The 17822-nt window shown below is 63.7% G+C and carries 13 protein-coding genes; 3 read left to right on the forward strand and 10 right to left on the reverse strand.

What is annotated here, in order from left to right:
• The first annotated feature begins 11 nt into the window (after positions 1–11).
• A complete protein-coding gene (gene hpaR / locus AC0IYN_RS21280; protein WP_061449003.1) occupies positions 12–440 on the forward strand; it encodes a homoprotocatechuate degradation operon regulator HpaR in 429 nt (142 codons plus the stop codon).
• Positions 441–532: 92 nt separating this feature from the next.
• Here the strand turns inward: hpaR and hpaI are convergent, their stop codons facing one another.
• The 8 genes from hpaI to AC0IYN_RS21320 all read right to left on the reverse strand — a co-directional run bounded on the left by hpaI (position 533) and on the right by AC0IYN_RS21320 (position 7834).
• Positions 533–1333, reverse strand: coding sequence for a 4-hydroxy-2-oxoheptanedioate aldolase (hpaI, locus tag AC0IYN_RS21285; protein ID WP_471843079.1), 801 nt, complete (start codon positions 1331–1333; stop codon positions 533–535).
• A 16-nt stretch (positions 1334–1349) separates the two neighbouring features.
• The gene (hpaH, locus tag AC0IYN_RS21290) at positions 1350–2153 is read right to left on the reverse strand and encodes a 2-oxo-hept-4-ene-1,7-dioate hydratase (protein WP_471843083.1); all 804 of its coding nucleotides are present in this window, start codon (positions 2151–2153) and stop codon (positions 1350–1352) included.
• Positions 2154–2164: 11 nt separating this feature from the next.
• A complete protein-coding gene (locus AC0IYN_RS21295; protein WP_406599851.1) occupies positions 2165–3469 on the reverse strand; it encodes an MFS transporter in 1305 nt (434 codons plus the stop codon).
• A gap of 46 nt (positions 3470–3515) precedes the next feature.
• Positions 3516–3908 carry a tautomerase family protein gene (locus tag AC0IYN_RS21300; protein ID WP_406599852.1) on the reverse strand — a complete coding sequence of 131 codons (393 nt, stop codon included), beginning with the start codon at positions 3906–3908 and terminating at the stop codon, positions 3516–3518.
• A gap of 15 nt (positions 3909–3923) precedes the next feature.
• Positions 3924–4781 carry a 3,4-dihydroxyphenylacetate 2,3-dioxygenase gene (hpaD, locus tag AC0IYN_RS21305; protein WP_471843087.1) on the reverse strand — a complete coding sequence of 286 codons (858 nt, stop codon included), beginning with the start codon at positions 4779–4781 and terminating at the stop codon, positions 3924–3926.
• Between the two features lie 154 nt (positions 4782–4935).
• Positions 4936–6396 (reverse strand): 5-carboxymethyl-2-hydroxymuconate semialdehyde dehydrogenase, encoded by a 1461-nt coding sequence (hpaE, locus tag AC0IYN_RS21310; RefSeq protein ID WP_406599854.1) that lies wholly within the window; start codon positions 6394–6396, stop codon positions 4936–4938.
• 5 nt (positions 6397–6401) lie between these two features.
• The gene (locus AC0IYN_RS21315) at positions 6402–7172 is read right to left on the reverse strand and encodes a fumarylacetoacetate hydrolase family protein (protein WP_406599855.1); all 771 of its coding nucleotides are present in this window, start codon (positions 7170–7172) and stop codon (positions 6402–6404) included.
• Complete coding sequence (locus AC0IYN_RS21320) at positions 7169–7834, reverse strand: fumarylacetoacetate hydrolase family protein (RefSeq protein WP_457249106.1); 666 nt, start codon at positions 7832–7834, stop codon at positions 7169–7171. The genes AC0IYN_RS21315 and AC0IYN_RS21320 overlap by 4 nt, the downstream gene beginning before the upstream one ends.
• Before the next feature lie 128 nt (positions 7835–7962).
• Between AC0IYN_RS21320 and hpaA the strand changes: the two genes are divergently transcribed.
• Positions 7963–8820, forward strand: a complete 858-nt coding sequence (hpaA, locus tag AC0IYN_RS21325) for a 4-hydroxyphenylacetate catabolism regulatory protein HpaA (protein ID WP_457239629.1) — start codon at positions 7963–7965, stop codon at positions 8818–8820.
• Here the strand turns inward: hpaA and AC0IYN_RS21330 are convergent.
• Complete coding sequence (locus tag AC0IYN_RS21330; protein WP_471843091.1) at positions 8747–10198, reverse strand: efflux transporter outer membrane subunit; 1452 nt, start codon at positions 10196–10198, stop codon at positions 8747–8749. The two genes, hpaA and AC0IYN_RS21330, sit on opposite strands and share 74 nt — an antisense overlap.
• Positions 10198–10992, reverse strand: coding sequence for a helix-turn-helix transcriptional regulator (locus AC0IYN_RS21335; RefSeq protein WP_457239631.1), 795 nt, complete (start codon positions 10990–10992; stop codon positions 10198–10200). The genes AC0IYN_RS21330 and AC0IYN_RS21335 overlap by 1 nt, the downstream gene beginning before the upstream one ends.
• Before the next feature lie 490 nt (positions 10993–11482).
• Here AC0IYN_RS21335 and AC0IYN_RS21340 point away from each other — a divergent pair, with 490 nt between their 5' ends.
• Positions 11483–17692, forward strand: coding sequence for an amino acid adenylation domain-containing protein (locus AC0IYN_RS21340; RefSeq protein ID WP_471843093.1), 6210 nt, complete (start codon positions 11483–11485; stop codon positions 17690–17692).
• The last annotated feature ends 130 nt before the right edge of the window (positions 17693–17822 follow it).

The following is a 17822-nucleotide window of genomic DNA, read 5'->3' on the forward strand; positions in this document are numbered from 1 at the left end:
ACCCTGATCCTATGCTCAAACCTCGCCAGTCCCTGACCTTGACCCTGCTGCAAGCCCGCGAAGCCGCGATGAGTTTTTTCCGCCCGTCCTTGAACGAACACGGCCTGACTGAACAGCAATGGCGGATCATCCGCATCCTTGAACAGTACGGTGAATTGGAGATCTACCAGCTGGCGGAACTCGCCTGCATCCTCAAGCCGAGCATGACCGGCGTGCTGGTGCGCATGGAAACCGCCGGCATGGTGCACCGGCGCAAAGCCGAGCAGGACCAGCGCCGGGTACTGGTGACATTGGCCGACAAGGGCAAGGCGAGTTTCGAGTCCATGAGCCAGTGCATGGAGGCCAACTACCAGCGTTTGCAAGATCAGCTGGGTGAAGAGAAGTTGCAGACCCTGCTGGGCCTGCTGGATGACTTGAAGAACATCAACCTCAAGCGTTGAGTCAGCACCGCACAACCCTGTGTAGGAGCCGGCTTGCCGGCGATAGCGTCTTCAAGATCGCCATCGCCGGCAAGCCGGGCTCCTACAGGGGGTTAATACACGCTGCCGGCGTGGGTTGGCGTGGGAACGCCTTTGAACTTGCCGGCCAGCGTCTGCAACCCGCGCATCAATACCGTGGTATCCACGCCCACCGCCACAAAGGTCGCGCCCAGCTCGATGTAGCGCCGCGCCAAGCCTTCATCCGCGCTGAGAATGCCTGCCGCCTTGCCCGACTGCACGATGCGCCCGATGGCGTCCTCAATTGCCGCTTGCACCTCGGGGTGCCCAGGATTGCCGCGATGCCCCATCGACGCACTCAAATCCGCCGGGCCGATAAATACACCGTCCACGCCCTCGACGGCGGCAATCTCATCAAGGTTCAGCAAGCCCTCACGGTTTTCGATCTGCACCAGCAGGCACATCTGTTCATCCGCACAATCGAGGTAGCCAGGGATGCTGTTCCAACGTGAAGCCCGCGCCAGTGCACTGCCCACACCCCGGATCCCTTGAGGCGGATAACGCATCGCGCGCACCAGTTCGCGGGCCTGGGCGGCACTTTCGACCATGGGCACCAGCAGGGTCTGGGCGCCGATATCCAGCAGTTGCTTGATCAATGCGCTGTCACCGATCACCGGGCGAATCAGCGCCTGGCTGGGGTAGGGCGCCACCGCCTGCAATTGACCCAGCATGCCTTGCAGGTGGTTGGGCGCGTGTTCGCCGTCGATCAACAGCCAGTCGAAACCGGCATTCGCGGCCAGTTCGGCGCAATAGGCGTCGGCCAGGCCGAGCCACAGGCCGATCTGTACGTCGCCGTTGCGCAGGCGTTGTTTGAAGCGGTTGACGGGCATGTCCATGACAATCCTCCAGGGTTCAGACGAAGCGGCAGGCGATCGAGCCGAGCAGGTCGTAGTCGACGTGGAAGGTGTCGCCAGGGCGAGCCGCGACCGGGCGCGTAAACGAGCCGCCGAGGATGATCTGCCCCGGCAGCAGGGTCACGTCATACGGTGCCAGTTTGTTCGCCAGCCAGGCCACGCCTTTGGCCGGGTGGTTGAGCACGGCGGCGGAAACGCCGGATTCCTCGATCACGCCATTGCGGTACAGCACGGCCGGCACTTTGCGCAGGTCGATCTCGGTCGGTCGCACCGCGCGGCCACCCATGACCACACCGGCATTCGCGGCGTTGTCGGAGATGGTGTCGAAGACCTTGCGGGTCGCGTTGGTCTGCGGGTCGACCTGCTGGATGCGTGCATCGATGATCTCCAGCGCCGGGATCACCCATTCGGTGGCGTCTAGCACATCGAACACCGTGCAGTTCGGGCCCCTGAGCGGTTTGCCGAGGATAAACGCCAGCTCCACTTCCACCCGCGGCACGATGAAGCGTTCGAAGGGAATGTCGCTGCCTTCGTCGAAGAACATGTCATCGAGCAGGGCGCCGTAGTCAGGCTCGGTGATATTCGACGAGACCTGCATGGCCCGCGAGGTGAGGCCGATCTTGTGGCCTTTCAGCGTGCGCCCGTTCTTGATCTTTTGTGCGACCCAGGCGCGCTGGATGGCGTAAGCGTCTTCAAGGGTGATGCCGGGATAGTCGAGGGAGAACTGGCGCACCTGTTCGCGGCTGCGTTCGGCGCGGTCCAGGTGTGCAGCGGCCTGGAGGATTTGCTGGGGGTCGAGCATGGCAATGGTCCTTAATGGGGGTTGACGATGGCGGCGTGGGTGCGCAGCACCAGCAGGCCGCCGAGGGCGATGAACAGGGCGAGTACGTACAGCGCCAGGCTGGCGCTCTGGGTGGCGTCGCGCATCCAGCCGATCAGGTATGGCGCAAGGAACGCGGCGACACTGCCGAACGAACTGATCATGGCGATGCCGGCGGCCTGGGTGGTGGTGGATAGATACGCCGGCGGCAGTTGCCAGAACATCGGCAGGGCGGCACTGGCGCCCATGCCGGCGACCACCAGGCCACCCATGACCAGCAGCGGATTGCCTGGCGCCAGGCCGGCCACGGCGATACCGACGGCGGCCATCAGCAGCGGTACGCACAGGTGCCAGCGGCGTTCGCGATGGCGGTCGGACGAACGCCCGCAGCCGATCATGAAGAAGCACCCGGCCAGGTACGGCACGGCGCTGAGCAGGCCCACTTGGCTGTCGCGGCCGATACCGGCGCCATGAATCAGCGTGGGCATCCAGAACGCCAGGGTATTGACCGCCAGCATCACCGCGAAATACACCGCCACCAGCAACCACACCTGTGGGTCGCGCAGGATGCCGCCGAACGAGGTGATGGTCTTGCGCTGTTCTTCGCTGCGCAGTTGGGCGTGCAGTTGAAGTTTCTGCTCGGCCGTCAGCCAGTGCACCGAGTCGAAACCGTCCGGCAACCACTTGAGCACCACCAGCCCCAGCAGCACCACCGGCAGGCCTTCGATCAGGAACATCCACTGCCAGCCGCGCAGGCCGCCCACATCATGGAAATGTTCAAGGATCGCCCCGGACAACGGCCCCCCCAGCACGCCGGCCATGGGCACGGCGATGGCAAACAACGCGGTGACCTGGGCGCGGCGGCGTGCCGGGTACCAGCGGTTGAGAAACACCAGGATGCCTGGGAAAAAGCCGGCCTCGGCTACCCCCAGCAGAAAGCGCAGCACGTAGAAGCCCTTGGCACTGTCTACCCACAGCATGCCGGTGGACAACAAGCCCCACACCACCATCAGGCTGGCGATCCAGCGCCGTGGGCCGACGCGGTCCAGCGCCATGTTGCTCGGCACGCCAAACAACGCGTAGGCGATAAAGAACAACCCGGCGCCGAAGCCGTACACCGTGTCGCTGAAGTGCAGGTCGCTGCTCATCTGCATCTTGGCGAAGCCGATGTTGATGCGGTCCAGGTGGGCGAACAGGTAACACACCAGCAACAGCGGCATCAGGCGCCAGGTCACTGAACGATGGGTGCGGTCATGCTCGGCCAGCACGCGGCTGGCAGTCGATTGGGCTGTGCTCATGATGTTGTACTTTTTGTCTGAGAGGCCGTGAGGGGAGCGACGGGATCTACCCCGTCGGGTTGTTCAGGAACGCATGCACATTGTTCTGCTTGAAATTCAGCTGCGGGTGCAGCTCCACCATCTCGAACGACAGCGCCAGCAAACGTTGCGCCTGCAGCTCGGCGAAGTGTGTGGTGATCACCGCAAACAACGCCTCGGCAACCGCTTCGCGCGTGGCCAGGTCGCGACCGTGGCCGACCTTGAGGGTCATGTGCACAAAGGCGTAGTCGTGCTTGCCATCGGCCATGCGCCAGGTGTCCAGGCGCACGCCACGGCTGCGGATACCGCCCAAGGGAAACACGCCGGTGTCCCCCAGCAGTTGATGGACTTTTTCAAACAGGCCGGGCAGGTCGGCCTGTTGTTCGATGTTGTCGGTGTACTCGGCGATAAAGTGCGGCATGGGTTTCTCCCAGGTTTACAGCGGGAAAATCGCGTTGATCTGGCCGGTGCCCGAGCTGCCGAACGGCGGCGTGATGATCTCCGCGCGCTGGTTATAATCCGGCCCACCGAGCAGCCCCAGGAGCATGGCGGTGTCGTGCATCTTGCCTTCGCCGAAGCAGTGTTCGGCGTAGTCCGGCAGCATCGCGCAAAACTCCTTGAAGCGGCCCTGCTTCCACATCTCCACCACATGCAGGTCCACCTGCTTGTCGAACTCGCGGGTCCAGTTGTGGATGTTTGCTTCGGCCTGGCGGTCATCCGAGAAGCGATGGGACAGCGAGCCGGAGGCCAACACCAGCACCTTGCGGTCGCTCTTTTCGATAGCGCGGCGCACGGCGGCGCCAAAGGCAAAGCTGTCTTCCAGGCGATGCCAGGCGCACCAGGCCGAAATGGAGATGACCTTGAATTTTTCATCCTCGGGCACACCCATGTGCATGTAGCGCATGGGCACCAACGTGCCGTATTCCAGCTCCAGGCTCGGGATGTTGTGGGCCATGCTGCGCACGCCGGCCGCGTTGGCCTCGGCGGCGATCAATTCGCCCAGCTCGGGGCAACCGGGGTAGGCGTAGTCCATGTTCTTGATGAAGTGCGGCAGCTCGTTGCTGGTGTAGGTACCCTGGAACTGCTCGCCGCAGTTGACGTGGTAACCGCTGTTGACCAGCCAGTGCACGTCGAACACTACCGCCGTGTCGGCGCCCAGTTCGCGGGCGCGACGGCCGATTTCCTTATGCCCGGCAATCGCCGCTTCGCGACAGCCGTGATGCTTGCCGGGCAGTTCCGACAGGTACATCGACGGTACGTGGCAGATCTTCGCCGCCAGGACCACTTCGCCCATGATGATTCTCCTGAATAGTTATTGTTGTAAGGCCAGCGAGATCCTTGTGGGAGCCGGGCTTGCCCGCGATGCAGGCGACGCGGTGTCTCAGGTGTACCGAGTCGATTGCATCGCGGGCAAGCCCGGCTCCCACAGGAAAGCAAACATGTGCGAACTACACACCCCAACGCGGGATGTGATGGCTGCCCATGGAAATGCACACGTTCTTGATCTCGGCAAACACTTCAAAGCTGTACTGGCCACCTTCTCGCCCGGTGCCGGAGCCCTTGACCCCGCCGAACGGCTGGCGCAGGTCGCGCACGTTCTGGCTGTTGATAAATACCATGCCGGCTTCAATCCCGCGCGCCAGGCGATGGGCCTTGCCGATGTCCTGGGTCCAGATGTACGAGGCCAGGCCGTACTCGGTGTCGTTGGCCAATTGCAGGGCCTCGGCTTCGTCCTTGAACGGGATCAGGCACACCACCGGGCCGAAGATTTCTTCCTGGGCGATGCGCATCTTGTTGTTCACATCGGCAAATACGGTCGGCTGGATGAACTGGCCTTTGCTTAAATGCGCCGGCAGGTTGGCCGGACGATCCAGGCCGCCGGCAAGCAGGGTGGCGCCTTCCTCGATACCGATCTTGATGTAGCCGGTGACCTTGTCGTAATGCGCCTGGGTGATCATCGAACCGACCTGGGTCTTCGGGTCTTGCGGGTCCCCCACGATCAATCGCTTGGCGCGGGCGGCGAACTCGGCGACAAATTGCGGGTAGACGCTTTCTTGAATAAAGATGCGGCTGCCGGCGGTGCAACGTTCGCCATTCAGGGAAAAAATGGTGAACAGCGCGGCGTCGAGGGCACGGTCCAGGTCGGCGTCCTCGAAGATCAGCACCGGCGACTTGCCGCCCAGCTCCATGGAGTACTTCTTCAGGCCGGCGGTCTGCATGATTTTCTTGCCGGTGGCGGTGCCGCCGGTAAAGGAAATCGCCCGCACGTCCGGGTGCCGCACCAGCGCGTCACCGGCCGTGGCGCCGTAGCCCTGGATCACGTTGAGCACGCCGTTGGGGATGCCGGCCTCCACCGCCAGGCGCCCCAGTTCATTGGCGGTCAGCGGCGACAGTTCCGACATCTTCAGCACCGCCGTGTTACCCAGTGCCAGGCACGGCGCGGTCTTCCAGGTGGCGGTCATGAACGGCACGTTCCACGGCGACACCAACCCGCACACGCCTACCGGTTGGTAGAGGGTGTAGTTGAGCATCTGGTCGTCCACCGGGTAGCTGTGGCCGTCCATGCGCGTGCAGACTTCGGCGAAGAAGTCGAAGTTGTGCGAAGCCCGTGGGATCAACACGTTCTTGGTCTGGTGGATCGGCAGGCCGGTGTCGAGGGTTTCCAGCTCGGCCAGGTGCGGCACGTTCTGTTCGATCAATTCACCGAGCTTGCGCATCAGGCGTGCGCGTTCCTTGGCCGGAGTATTAGCCCACTTGGGGAAGGCTTCCTTGGCTGCCGCCACGGCCAACGCGACTTCCTCGGCACCGCCGCTGGCAACCTCACCAATCGCCTCGCCGGTGGCCGGGTTGTAGTTGATAAAGGTGTCTTTGCTTTCGACCTCGCGGCCATTGATCCAGTGTTTGATCATGCTGCTTACGCCTCTTTCCGGGCAGAGAAGAACTCCGCCTCGCTGACAATTCGGTTAACCAGGCGGCCTACGCCTTCGACTTCCACCACCACTTCATCGCCAGGCACCACATCGGCCAGGCCCTCGGGCGTGCCGGTGGCGATCATGTCGCCGGGTTGCAGGGTCATGAAGCTGGACAGGTATTCGATGAGATAGGGGATGTCGAAAATCATGTCGCGCGTGCTGCCTTCCTGGCGCAATTCACCGTTGATCCAGGTACGCAGGGTCAGGTTGCCTGGCTCGGGCACATCGGCGACGTCGACGATCCACGGGCCGACCGGGGTGGTGGCGTCGCGGTTTTTCACGCGCAGGTTGGGGCGGTAGTAGTTTTCCAGGTAGTCGCGGATCGCGTAGTCGTTGCACACCGTGTAGCCGGCCAGGTAGTCCAGGGCGTCGGCACGTTTGACGTTGCGCGCGGCCTTGCCGATGACCGCCACCAGCTCGCACTCGTAGTGCATGTAGGCGACGTTGTCCGGGCGCCAGGTGACTTGGCGGTGGCCGGTGTAGGTGCCGACGGACTTGATGAAAGCCAGCGGTTCAGTCGGCGGCGTGAAGGCCAGTTCAGCGGCGTGGTCAGCGTAGTTCAAGCCGAGGGCGAACATGTTGCCGGTGGCTGGGGGCAGCCACTCGACCTGATCTTCCGCGAGCAGGCGACCATCGTTCAGGCGCACGGCATTGTCGGCTTCGACCGTTACGGCGTGGATTTTATCTTCATAGCGGATGCGGGCGCGTTTCATGCTGGGGTCTCCGCCTGGATATGGCTGGTCAGGCGGCCCACGCCACTGATCTCGACGTCAACGGTGTCGCCCGGCACCACATCCACACGGCCTTCGGGCGTGCCGGTGATCAGCACGTCGCCGGGGTACAGGGTCATGAACTCGCTGATCTCTGCGATCAATTGCGGGATGTCCCGCACCCAGTTCGCGGTGGAGTTTTCCTGGCGCAGTTCGCCGTTGACCCACAGCTTGAGGCTCAGTTGGTTGGGGTTGCCCACCTGGTCCCGTGGCACGAACGCCGGCCCCAGCGCGCAGAACCCGTCGCGACATTTGGCTTTGACGGCGGGGCGGTAGTAGCTGTCTTCCGGCAGGCTGAACTCGTTGACCACCGCATAACCGGCCACGTGGGCCATGGCATTGTCCAGGCTGACGCGGCTGGCGCGCTGGCCGATCACCACGCCCAGCGCCGGGCCGGGTTGCAGGCGTTCGCCCTGTGGGTGAAGCACCACCGCATCGTGCTGATTGCGCGTATTCGGGGTCTTGATAAACAGCACCGGCTTGGTCGGTGGCTTCTGGTAGGGCGCCTGCTGGAAGGCGGCGAGATGCTGGTCCAGCAGGCCCTGGTAGTTCAGCGCAACGCCGAACAGGGTGCCGCTGGCAACATCATGCAGGGTACGGCTCATGCGTTTCTCCTGGCGGTGGCGACTGCTGCATAGGCAGTTCGTTAATGTATTAACGTTATAATTAATATGTTAACTACCGTCAAGCGTGGCAAAATCCAGCGGCATTCAAATAACAACAAGGGGGCAGCGTGCAGCCGATTCCCAACATCAACATCGGGCAGGTCTACGACCAGCGTTACAGCGATGCCGAGGTGCATTACGACAAGCTCGGCAACCTGGCGGGTTTTTTCGGGCGCAACATGCCGGTGCATCGGCATGACCGGTTTTTTCAGGTGCATTACGTCAAGAGTGGCGCGGTGCGGGTCTATTTGGATGACCGCCAATACGTCGAATCGGGGCCGATGTTCTTCCTCACGCCGCCCACGGTGCCCCACGCCTTTGTCACCGAGGCGGATGCCGACGGCCATGTGCTGACCGTGCGCCAGCAGCTTGTTTGGGGATTGATCGACGCCGACCCCAGCCTGGCCTCTGGCGCTGCCTGTGTGGCGCTGACGGATGACCAGGGTCTGGACCGGCTGTTCGAAGAGTTGAACGAAGAGATCAACGCCGCACGGGCAGGGCGCGCCGCCGCGCTGGACAGCCTCACGCGGCTGATCATGATTCGATTGCTGCGCCTGTGCGCGCACTCACTCCCCGCACAGCCAACCCGCCACGAAGACCTGCGCATCTTCCATCGCTTCAACGAACTGATCGAGGCTCACTATCTGGAGCATTGGCCGCTGGCGCGCTATGCGCAGGGGATTGGTGTGACCGAGGCGCGCCTGAATGATGTCTGCCGGCGCCTGGCCGGTCTGCCATCCAAGCGCCTGATCCTGGAGCGCGTGATGCAGGAAGCCAAGCGGCTGCTGCTGTTCACCGGCAGCACCGCCAACGAAATCTGCTACCAGCTCGGCTTCAAGGACCCGGCCTATTTCAGCCGGTTTTTCCTTCGTTATGCGCAGGTGACGCCGGGGGAATATCGGCTGCGGCAGTCGGGCTTGCGCTGACCTGCCACGCGCCTCCCAGCGCCGTGTACAGATTCACCTCCGCCACCAACTGCGCCAGGCGGTCGACGATCAGCGCCTGCTGCGAGCTGAACAACGCACGCTGGGCATCCAGGAACGTGAGGTTGCTGTCGACGCCGCTGCGGTAGCGGTGTTCGGCCAAGTTGTAGTACTGCTGGTTGGCCGCGACAAAATCCCGTTGCGCTTGCAACTGGTCGACAAAGGTCTGCCGTGCCGCCAGGCCGTCGGCGACTTCCTGGAAGGCGGTCTGGATGGATTTTTCGTACTGCGCCACGCTGATATCTTTTTGCAGCTTGGCGTAGTCGAGGCTCGCGCGCAGGCTGCCGGCATTGAAGATCGGCAGGTTGATCTGCGGCTGGAAGGTCCAACTGCCCGAACCGCCCTTGAACAGCCCCGACAGTTCGGTGCTGGCGCTGCCGGCGTTGGCGGTGAGGCTCACGGACGGGAAAAACGCCGCACGCGCCGCGCCGATGTTGGCGTTGGCGGCGCGCAGTTGGTATTCGGCCTGGAGGATGTCCGGGCGCCGTTGCAGCAAGTCCGAGGGCAGGCCGGCGGGCACGCGTGCCACCAGGTCGTCAGCCAGTGGCCGCGACGGCAAGTGTTCATCCACCGGGCCGCCCACCAGCAGGGCGAGGTTGTTGAGGTCCTGGGCCACCTGGCGTTCATAACGGGCCACGCTGGCGCGGGTGCTTTCAACGCTCGTACGGGCTTGCACCACATCCAGCGCCGAGGCTTTGCCGGCGGTTTTGCTGCGACTGGTAAGGCGCAGGCTGCGTTCGTTGGCCACCAGGGTCTGGTGGGCCAGGGCCAACAGTTCCTGGTCGGCGCGCCAGGTCAGGTAAGCATTGGCGACGTTCGCAACCAGGCTCAGTTGTGCGCTGCGCCGCGCCTCTTCGGTGCCCAGGTAGGTGAGCATGGCCTGTTCGCTGAGGCTGCGGATGCGGCCGAACAAATCCAGTTCGTAGGCACTGATCCCCAGGGTCGCCGAATAGCTGGAGGTAATCGCCGGCTTGCCCGTGCCGGTCACATCCCCCGGCAAACGCCGACGTTGGCCGGCCCCGGTGGCGGACACCGCCGGGAACAGGTCCGCCCGCTGGATACGGTACTGCGCCTGGAACGCCTCGACGTTCAGCGCCGCCACCCGCAGGTCTCGGTTATTGACCAGGGCATCGCCAATCAAGCGTTGCAGCGCCGGGTCACGGAACAGGTGCTGCCAGTCCGACGTACCGGACTGCGCCAATGCGTACACACCTGCCTGGGGATACTGTGTCGGCACAGGGGCCGGGGGGCGTTGATAGTCCGGGATCAGCGAGCAACCGCCGAGCATCCATGCCATCGCGAACGTGCTCAATTTATGCATCAGGCGCCAATCATCCATTTGGCCAAGCCATGCCGACCACTGACGCCCAGCTTGGCGGCGGCGCGCTTGAGGTAGGTTTCGATGGAGCTGTTTTTCACGCTGAGCTTTTCGGCCATTTGCGGCACGGTGCCGCCGGTCAGCAGGCCAAGGCACACCTCTTGCTCGCGTGCCGACAGGGTGATGTCGCCCAGGGACAGGCGCTTGTAGAACTCACGCTGCAATTGGGATTGCTCCAGCAAGGTGTGGGCCGGTTCGACCTCGGTGTGGGGCGCCTGGCGCAGGCTCTGGGCGTGGCACTCGATCAGCGGCAGCAGGGTGTCCGACAGGCACTTGAGAAACGACAGCTCCGCCAGTGAAAACCCGCGATGGTTGGGCGGTCGATAAAACGAAATCACGCACCGCCGGTTGCCCTGGCGCGACACCAGGTTGCACTGGTGCGAGGTGCCGCGCGGGTACAGGCTCTTGGCCTTGGCCTTGAGCTGGATCAGCAGCGGGTCCTGCATGCCGAGCATGTCCCGCAGCAGCGGATGGTCTTCCATGGAGTTCAGGGACAGGGGCGGCGGCAGGTCCTGCTTCTCGCCGGCACTGCCCAACAGCTTGATATCGAGCACGCGGTTGCGCAGCTCGTCGAGGGTCCATTCGCTCAGGTCCACCAGGTGGATCGGCACCCACTTGTCCACCAGGTGCAGCATGTGGGCGGCGAAGTCCGATTGGCCACTGCTGGCAATCAACTCGCCCATTTCGGCATAGAAATTCGGGCTTTGCGGGTCGGCATTATTGCGGGTCAAACTCATAGCCATCTCATCCTTGATGTCGAACACCGTCAACAGACTCTCTGGGCTCTCTGCGGGGGCGATCCGTTGCTCACGCACCAGAGTCGGTAGTCGAGCGTGTATTTAGCCTGGGGATTCGTCCTACGTATGTAGCGGAAACGAGGGACACAACGTGCCATAAAAACCACGTCATTAATTCGACGTTTCTGAAAGGCGTTTCCGGCCAGTTAAATCCTATAAAACGTTCTATTTTTATTTAACTAGCTGATAAATAACGAAAAAATATTTTGATAAAATAAATCAATGCACCTTGGCATCGGCAAGATATAGCCAATGTCCTACATCGCTTTAATCGTTTCAGCAATGAACCCTCAGCCAAGCCTGATCCTACCCTTTGGATGTCCGGGTTTCGGGTGACAGACAGCCCCCCACCCCCATGCTCCAATCCGGCACATTCGTCGTAATGGGCGCCCCTGCGCGGCCAGTGCCTGACCTCCATGAGAAGGATCTTATGAAGCATTCCTCCAGCTTCCCCCTCACCGCCGCCCAACAGGACATCTGGCTCGACCAACTGCGTGTGGGCGACTCACCGCTGTACAACATCGGCGGCTATGTGGATTTCGCCGGCGCCATCGATCCCGAGCTGATGCAGCGCGCCCTTGAGCGACTGGTGGCCAAGCACGACGCCTTGCGCACGCAACTGCACAGCGACGCCGACGGCTTGCCCCGGCAGTCCTTTGCTACCACGTTGGCCGTGGACCTGGCGCTGCATGATGTGTCCGCAGCACGCGACCCTCAGGCCGCGAGCCAGGCCTTGATGCAAACGCAAATGGCCTTGCCCTTTGTGATGAGGGGCGCGCCGCTGTTCCGCTTCTTCCTGGTCAAGCTCAGTGCCCATCACTACCGCCTCGGCACCCAGGCCCACCACTTGATTCTCGATGGCTGGGGCTTCGGCCAGATGCTGCAGTCGCTGGCCCGGCTGTACACCGACCTGGGACACGGTCGCCAATCGGAGCCACTGGCGCCGTCCTATATCGACTTCATCGACGCGGATGCTCACTACCACGCCTCGGCCCGTTATGCCCGCGACCGCGCCTATTGGCTGGACAAATACCAGCAACTGCCGGAGCCACTGCTGACGCCACGGCACGCCGCCAAGGCCTCGAGCAATACCCTGCTGCAAGCGTTCCCGGTCGCGTTGCTCAACCGCATGGAACACGTGGCGAACCGTTACCAGGCGTCGGCGTTTCATGTGCTGCTGGCGGCGATGCATGTGTATTTCACCCGCACCGCCCAGCGCCAGGAATGGGTCGTGGGGCTGCCGATTCTCAACCGTTCCAATGCGCGCTTTCGTTCCACCGTCGGGCTGTTTACCCAGGTCAGCGCGGTGCGCCTGCAGTTCGATGAGCAGTTGCCGTTCAGCGCCTTGGTGCGCGGGGTGCGTGACCAGCTCAAGCAGGATTTCCGCCACCAGCGGTTCCCCCTGAGTGAGATGAACCGGGCGCTGGGCCTGCGCCGCAGCGATCGCGGCCAGTTGTTCGACGTGTCGTTGTCCTACGAGCAGGACGACCATGAACTGCGCTACGGCACGACCGAGGCCCGTGCGATCAAGGTGTCCAACCACCATGAGCCGTTGCCGCTGGCCATCCACCTGCGTAGCAACCGCTATCAGGACACCGCGTACCTGCATTGCGTCTACAACGAAGCCTACTTCCAGCACGACGAAGTGCTTGCGCTGACGCAACGCTTCACCTGGCTGCTGGAGCAGGGGCTGGAAGACACCACGCTGAAAATCCGCGACTTTTCGTTGGTAACGCCCGCCGAACAAGCCCAGTTGCACCAATGGAACGCCACTGCCCAACCCAACGCGCACCCGCAAACCCTGCACGCGCGCATCGAAGCCCAGGCCGAGCGCACGCCGGACACGGCGGCGGCGGTGTACCAGGGCCGGCAATTGACTTACGCGCAACTCAACCAGCAAGCCAACGCCCTGGCGCATCAACTGCTGGAGCGTGGCGTGCAGCCGGACGACCGCGTGGTGATCCTGGCGCGGCGCGGGTTGGACACGCTGGTGGGCTTGCTGGCGATTCTCAAGTCCGGCGCCTGCTATGTGCCCGTGGACCCGGCCCATCCCGCTGAACGCCTCAACTACTTACTGCAGGACAGCGAGCCGGTGGTGGTGCTGACCCAGCACGACCTGTTGCAGCGCCTGCCGCCGCTGAATGTGCCGGTGATCCAACTCGACCGTCCGACCTTCCACCTGGGCACCAACCCCCGTGTCGCAGTGAGCCCCTCCAACCTCGCCTACGTGATCTACACCTCCGGCTCCACTGGCTTGCCCAAGGGGGTGATGGTCGAGCATCACAGTGTGTCGAACCTGGTGGACTGGCATTGCCAGGCCTTCGACCTGCGCGCCGGCAACCACACCGCCAGTGTCGCCGGTTTTGGCTTTGACGCGATGGCCTGGGAAGTCTGGCCGGCGCTGTGCGTGGGCGCCACGCTGCACCTGCCGCCCGCCCATGACGGCGCTGAAGACATCGACGCGCTGCTCGGTTGGTGGCAGGCGCAGCCATTGGACCTGTGCTTCCTGCCCACGCCGGTGGCCGAATACGCGTTTAGCCAGGGCCTGCAACACCCGACCCTGCGCACCCTGCTGATCGGCGGCGACCGCCTGCGTTCGTTCCCCCAGGCGCAGTCCTTCGCGGTGATCAATAACTATGGCCCCACCGAAGCCACGGTGGTCGCCACCTCTGGCCGCATGCACGTGGGCGAGCCGCTGCATATCGGCGCGCCCATCGCCAATGCGTGTGTGCACGTGCTGGACGCGCAGCAGCGGCCGGTGCCCATCGGGGTGGCGGGGGAGTTGTATGTGGGTGGCCAGGGCGTGGCGCGCGGCTATCTGAATCGCCCCGACCTCAGCGCCGAGCGTTTTCTGGACGACCCCTTCAGCGATGGCCGTCTGTACCGCACCGGCGACCTGGTGCGCTGGCTGCCGCAAGGCCACCTTGAATACCTGGGCCGCAATGACGACCAGGTCAAAATCCGTGGCGTGCGCATCGAGCTCGGTGAAATCGAATCCGCCCTGGCCACCCACCCGCAGATCCAGGAAGCCGTGGTGCAGGCGCGCGAGGGGCAATTGCTGGCCTGGTTTGTCCCGCGCGAAGCCGTGCAGATCGAGGCCCTGCGCGCCCACCTGCAAGCCTCGTTGCCCGACTACATGCTGCCGGCCGCCTACATGCAACTCGACGGCTTGCCCCTGACCGCTAACGGCAAACTCGACCGCAGGGCCCTGCCGGCACCGACCCAGGACGCCTTCGTCACTCGCGTTTATGAAGCGCCGCACGCCGGGGTGGAAACCTTGGTGGCATCGATATGGACCGAGCTGTTGCACGTGCAGCAGGTGGGGCGACATGACCACTTCTTCGAACTCGGCGGGCATTCGCTGCTGGCGGTGCAACTGGTGCAGCGCATGCGCCAGGTCGGGCTGCGCGCCGATGTGCAGGTGCTGTTTGGCCAGCCGACCCTGGCGGCCTTGGCGGCGGCGAGTGAATACACTGAGGCCGACGAGACGGACCTGGCCGAACCGGACCCCGCCATCCGTGACCTCATCGCTGCCAGCATTCCGGGCGGCGCGGCCAATGTGCAGGACATCTACCCGCTGGCGCCGTTGCAGGAAGGTTTGCTCTACCACCACCTCACCGACGAGCACGATCCCTACCAGCAACAGGCGCAGTTCAGTTTTGCCCGGCGCGAGCAGTTGGACGCGTTTGCCCAGGCCCTGCAACAGGTGATCGATCGCCACGACATCCTGCGCACCAGCCTGGTGTGGGAGGGCTTGGAGCAACCGATGCAGGTGGTGTGGCGCCAGGCGCCGTTGCGCGTCGAACCGCTGCGCGAAGGCCCTGCACCGCTGGACTTGCGCCGGGCGCCGCTAATGGCCCTGGACTATGCCGAAGAGCCTTCACACCCGCGCTGGGTCGCCCGGTTGCGCTTTCATCATTTGGTCAACGACGCCACGTCGACCACGCTCCTGATGCAGGAAATCCGCGCCCACCTGCTCGGCCAACAGGCGCAACTGCCTACGCCGGTGCCGTATCGCAATGTGGTGGTGCAAGCCCGTTCGCCGGCGCGACAGGCCGGGCATGAGGCGTTTTTCCGCGAGCAATTGGGGGATGTGGATGAGCCGACCCTGGCGTTCGGCCTGCAGGAACGCCAGGCGGATCGCGCCCACACCGACGAAGCCGAACGTGTATTGAGCGACAGCCTCAACCAGCGTCTGCGTGCGCAGGCGCGTGGGGTCGGCGTGAGCGCCGCCAGCCTGTTCCACCTGGCCTGGGCCCATGTGCTTGGGCGTGTCGCGGGGCGCGATGATGTGGTGTTCGGCACCGTGCTGCTCGGCCGTTTGCAAGCGGGCGAGGGCGCCGACCGGGCCTTGGGTATGTTCATCAACACCCTGCCGCTGCGGGTGCGCCTGGCGGGGCGAACGGTGGCCGATGCCCTCGTTGACACCCACACCCGGCTCAGCGCCTTGCTCGCCCATGAACAAGCTTCCCTTGCGCTGGCCCAACGCTGCAGCAGCGCGTCGCCGCTGTTCAACAGCCTGCTCAACTACCGGCACACCGACGCCGAGCGCGATCTGACCCTGGTACCGGGCATTGCCTTGCTGAGCAGCGAAGACATCCTCAGCTACCCGCTGATGCTGACCGTGGACGACATCGCCAGCGGTTTTCGCCTCAAGGCCAAGGCCCCGCGCCAGGTCGGCGCCGAGCGTCTGCTGGACTACCTCGAAACCGCGTTGGTCAACTTGGCGGACGCGCTGGAACACATGCCGCAAAGCCCCTTGCGTGACGTGCAGGTACTGCCCGCCAGCGAACTGAACACCCTGCTGGTGGACTATAACGCCACGGCCACGGACTACCCCGAGCACCTCACCGTGCAGGCGCTGTTCGAAGCCCACGCGCGGCAAATCCCGCATGCCGTGGCCGTGCAGGCTGGCGAGCGGCAACTGACTTACCGCGAACTCAACGAACGCGCCAACCAACTGGCCTTCCACCTGCGTGAACGCGGCGTGCAACCGGACACCCGCGTCGCGCTGTGCGTCGAACGCGGGCTGGACCTGGTGGTGGGCCTGCTGGCCATCCTCAAGGCGGGCGGCGCCTATGTGCCGCTCGACCCTGGCTACCCGCGCGAGCGCCTGGCCTACATGCTTCAGGACAGCCAACCGGTCGCGTTGCTGGTGCACGCCGCTACCCGTGACGTGCCGGGCGAGGTGTCGATCCCGGTGATCGACTTCGACCACTGCGCCTGGAGCCAGGCACCCAGCGGCAACCCGCTTGTGCCCGGTTTGAGCGTCGCCAACCTGGCCTACGTCATGTACACCTCGGGCTCCACCGGTACGCCCAAAGGCGTGATGATCGAGCATCGCGGGCTCGGCAACCTGATGCACTGGGGTTCTAGGCTTTGCCCCAATGCCGAAGGCGGCGCGCTGTTGCAGCGGGCGCCGTTCAGCTTCGATGGGTCTGTGTGGGAGCTATTCTGGCCGCTCACCCATGGCATGCGTTTGGTCCTGGCGCGGCCCGATGGTCATCGCGAGCCTGCCTACCTGGCGCAGGTGATTCGCGAGCAGCAGATCACGGTGATCAAGTTTGTGCCGGCGATGTTGCAGCAATTCCTTGAGCTGGAGGCGTCGGCGCTGTGCACCAGCCTCACCGATGTGTTGTGCGGCGGCGGCGAACTCACCGAAGCCCTGGCCCGTGGCGTGCAGGCGCGCTTGCCCAAGGTGCGCTTGCATAATGTCTATGGCCCCACCGAAGCTACGGTGGACAGCAGCGCCTGGACCCTGGAGCCTGGCGCGCCGGTGCCGGCCCTGCAATTGCCGATTGGCCGGGCGATCAACAACACGCGCTTGTATGTGCTGGATGAACAGGATGCGCCGGTGCCGATGGGCGTCAGCGGGCAGTTGCATATCGGCGGTGTTGGGGTTGCCCGTGGTTATCTCGGGCTGGAGCAGATGACGGCCGAGCGTTTTATCGACAGCCCGTTTGTCGAGGGGGACCGGCTGTACCGCACCGGCGACCTGGTGCGTTATCTGCCGGATGGCAGCCTGGCGTTTCTTGGGCGCAACGACTTCCAGGTCAAGCTGCGTGGAGTGCGCCTGGAGTTGGGGGAGATCGAAGCACGCTTGGCGGCGCACCCGGCGTTGCGTGAGGTGGCGGTGTTGATTCGCGATGAGCGCTTGGTGGCGTATTTCACCTTGCGTGGGCCGGCGCCGAGCCTGGAGGCCTTGCGTGCTCACGTGTTGGAGCAATTGCCGGAATACATGGTGCCGGCGGCTTTTGTGCAACTGGAGGTTTTGCCGCTTAATCCGGCGGGCAAGCTGGATCGCAAGGCTTTGCCGGAGCCGGGCTTGGGGTCGGTGGTAAGTCGTGCTTATGAAGCGCCGGTTGGGGAGGTGGAAACGTTGATGGCTGGGGTGTGGGCGCAGGTGTTGAAGCTGGAGCGGGTGGGGCGGCATGACCATTTCTTTGAGTTGGGGGGGCATTCGTTGCTGGCGGTGAATCTGGTGGCGCGGATGCGCAAGGCAGGGTTGGAGGTGGATGCGCGGAGTGTGTTCAGTTATCCGACATTGGCGCAATTGGCTGCGCAGACGGCGACGCAGGTGCGGCGTGTGGAGGTGCCTCAGGTGGCTATCCCTCAGCTTGGTCGGCGGCGCAGGATTTGAAATGGGGTTCGCGAAGGCGGCCTGACAGCCGACCTGGATGTTGGATCTGACCGGGTACATATCCGTTATTTAGGTAACGGCTGCTATGGGTTCCGCCCTTACGGCGGCTCACTTTTGAAAAGCGCAAAAG

Source organism: Pseudomonas sp. AC112 (assembly GCF_979253545.1).

Bases quoted from the DNA above. Each gene is read 5' to 3' on its own strand.
- AC0IYN_RS21340 (WP_471843093.1), top strand. From the start codon at position 11,483: ATGAAGCATTCCTCCAGCTTCCCCCTCACCGCCGCCCAACAGGACATC.
- AC0IYN_RS21335 (WP_457239631.1), bottom strand. From the start codon at position 10,992: ATGAGTTTGACCCGCAATAATGCCGACCCGCAAAGCCCGAATTTCTAT.
- AC0IYN_RS21315 (WP_406599855.1), bottom strand. From the start codon at position 7,172: ATGAAACGCGCCCGCATCCGCTATGAAGATAAAATCCACGCCGTAACG.
- AC0IYN_RS21300 (WP_406599852.1), bottom strand. From the start codon at position 3,908: ATGCCGCACTTTATCGCCGAGTACACCGACAACATCGAACAACAGGCC.
- hpaI (WP_471843079.1), bottom strand. From the start codon at position 1,333: ATGGACATGCCCGTCAACCGCTTCAAACAACGCCTGCGCAACGGCGAC.
- hpaR (WP_061449003.1), top strand. From the start codon at position 12: ATGCTCAAACCTCGCCAGTCCCTGACCTTGACCCTGCTGCAAGCCCGC.
- hpaE (WP_406599854.1), bottom strand. From the start codon at position 6,396: ATGATCAAACACTGGATCAATGGCCGCGAGGTCGAAAGCAAAGACACC.
- hpaD (WP_471843087.1), bottom strand. From the start codon at position 4,781: ATGGGCGAAGTGGTCCTGGCGGCGAAGATCTGCCACGTACCGTCGATG.
- AC0IYN_RS21330 (WP_471843091.1), bottom strand. From the start codon at position 10,198: ATGCATAAATTGAGCACGTTCGCGATGGCATGGATGCTCGGCGGTTGC.
- hpaH (WP_471843083.1), bottom strand. From the start codon at position 2,153: ATGCTCGACCCCCAGCAAATCCTCCAGGCCGCTGCACACCTGGACCGC.
- AC0IYN_RS21295 (WP_406599851.1), bottom strand. From the start codon at position 3,469: ATGAGCACAGCCCAATCGACTGCCAGCCGCGTGCTGGCCGAGCATGAC.
- AC0IYN_RS21320 (WP_457249106.1), bottom strand. From the start codon at position 7,834: ATGAGCCGTACCCTGCATGATGTTGCCAGCGGCACCCTGTTCGGCGTT.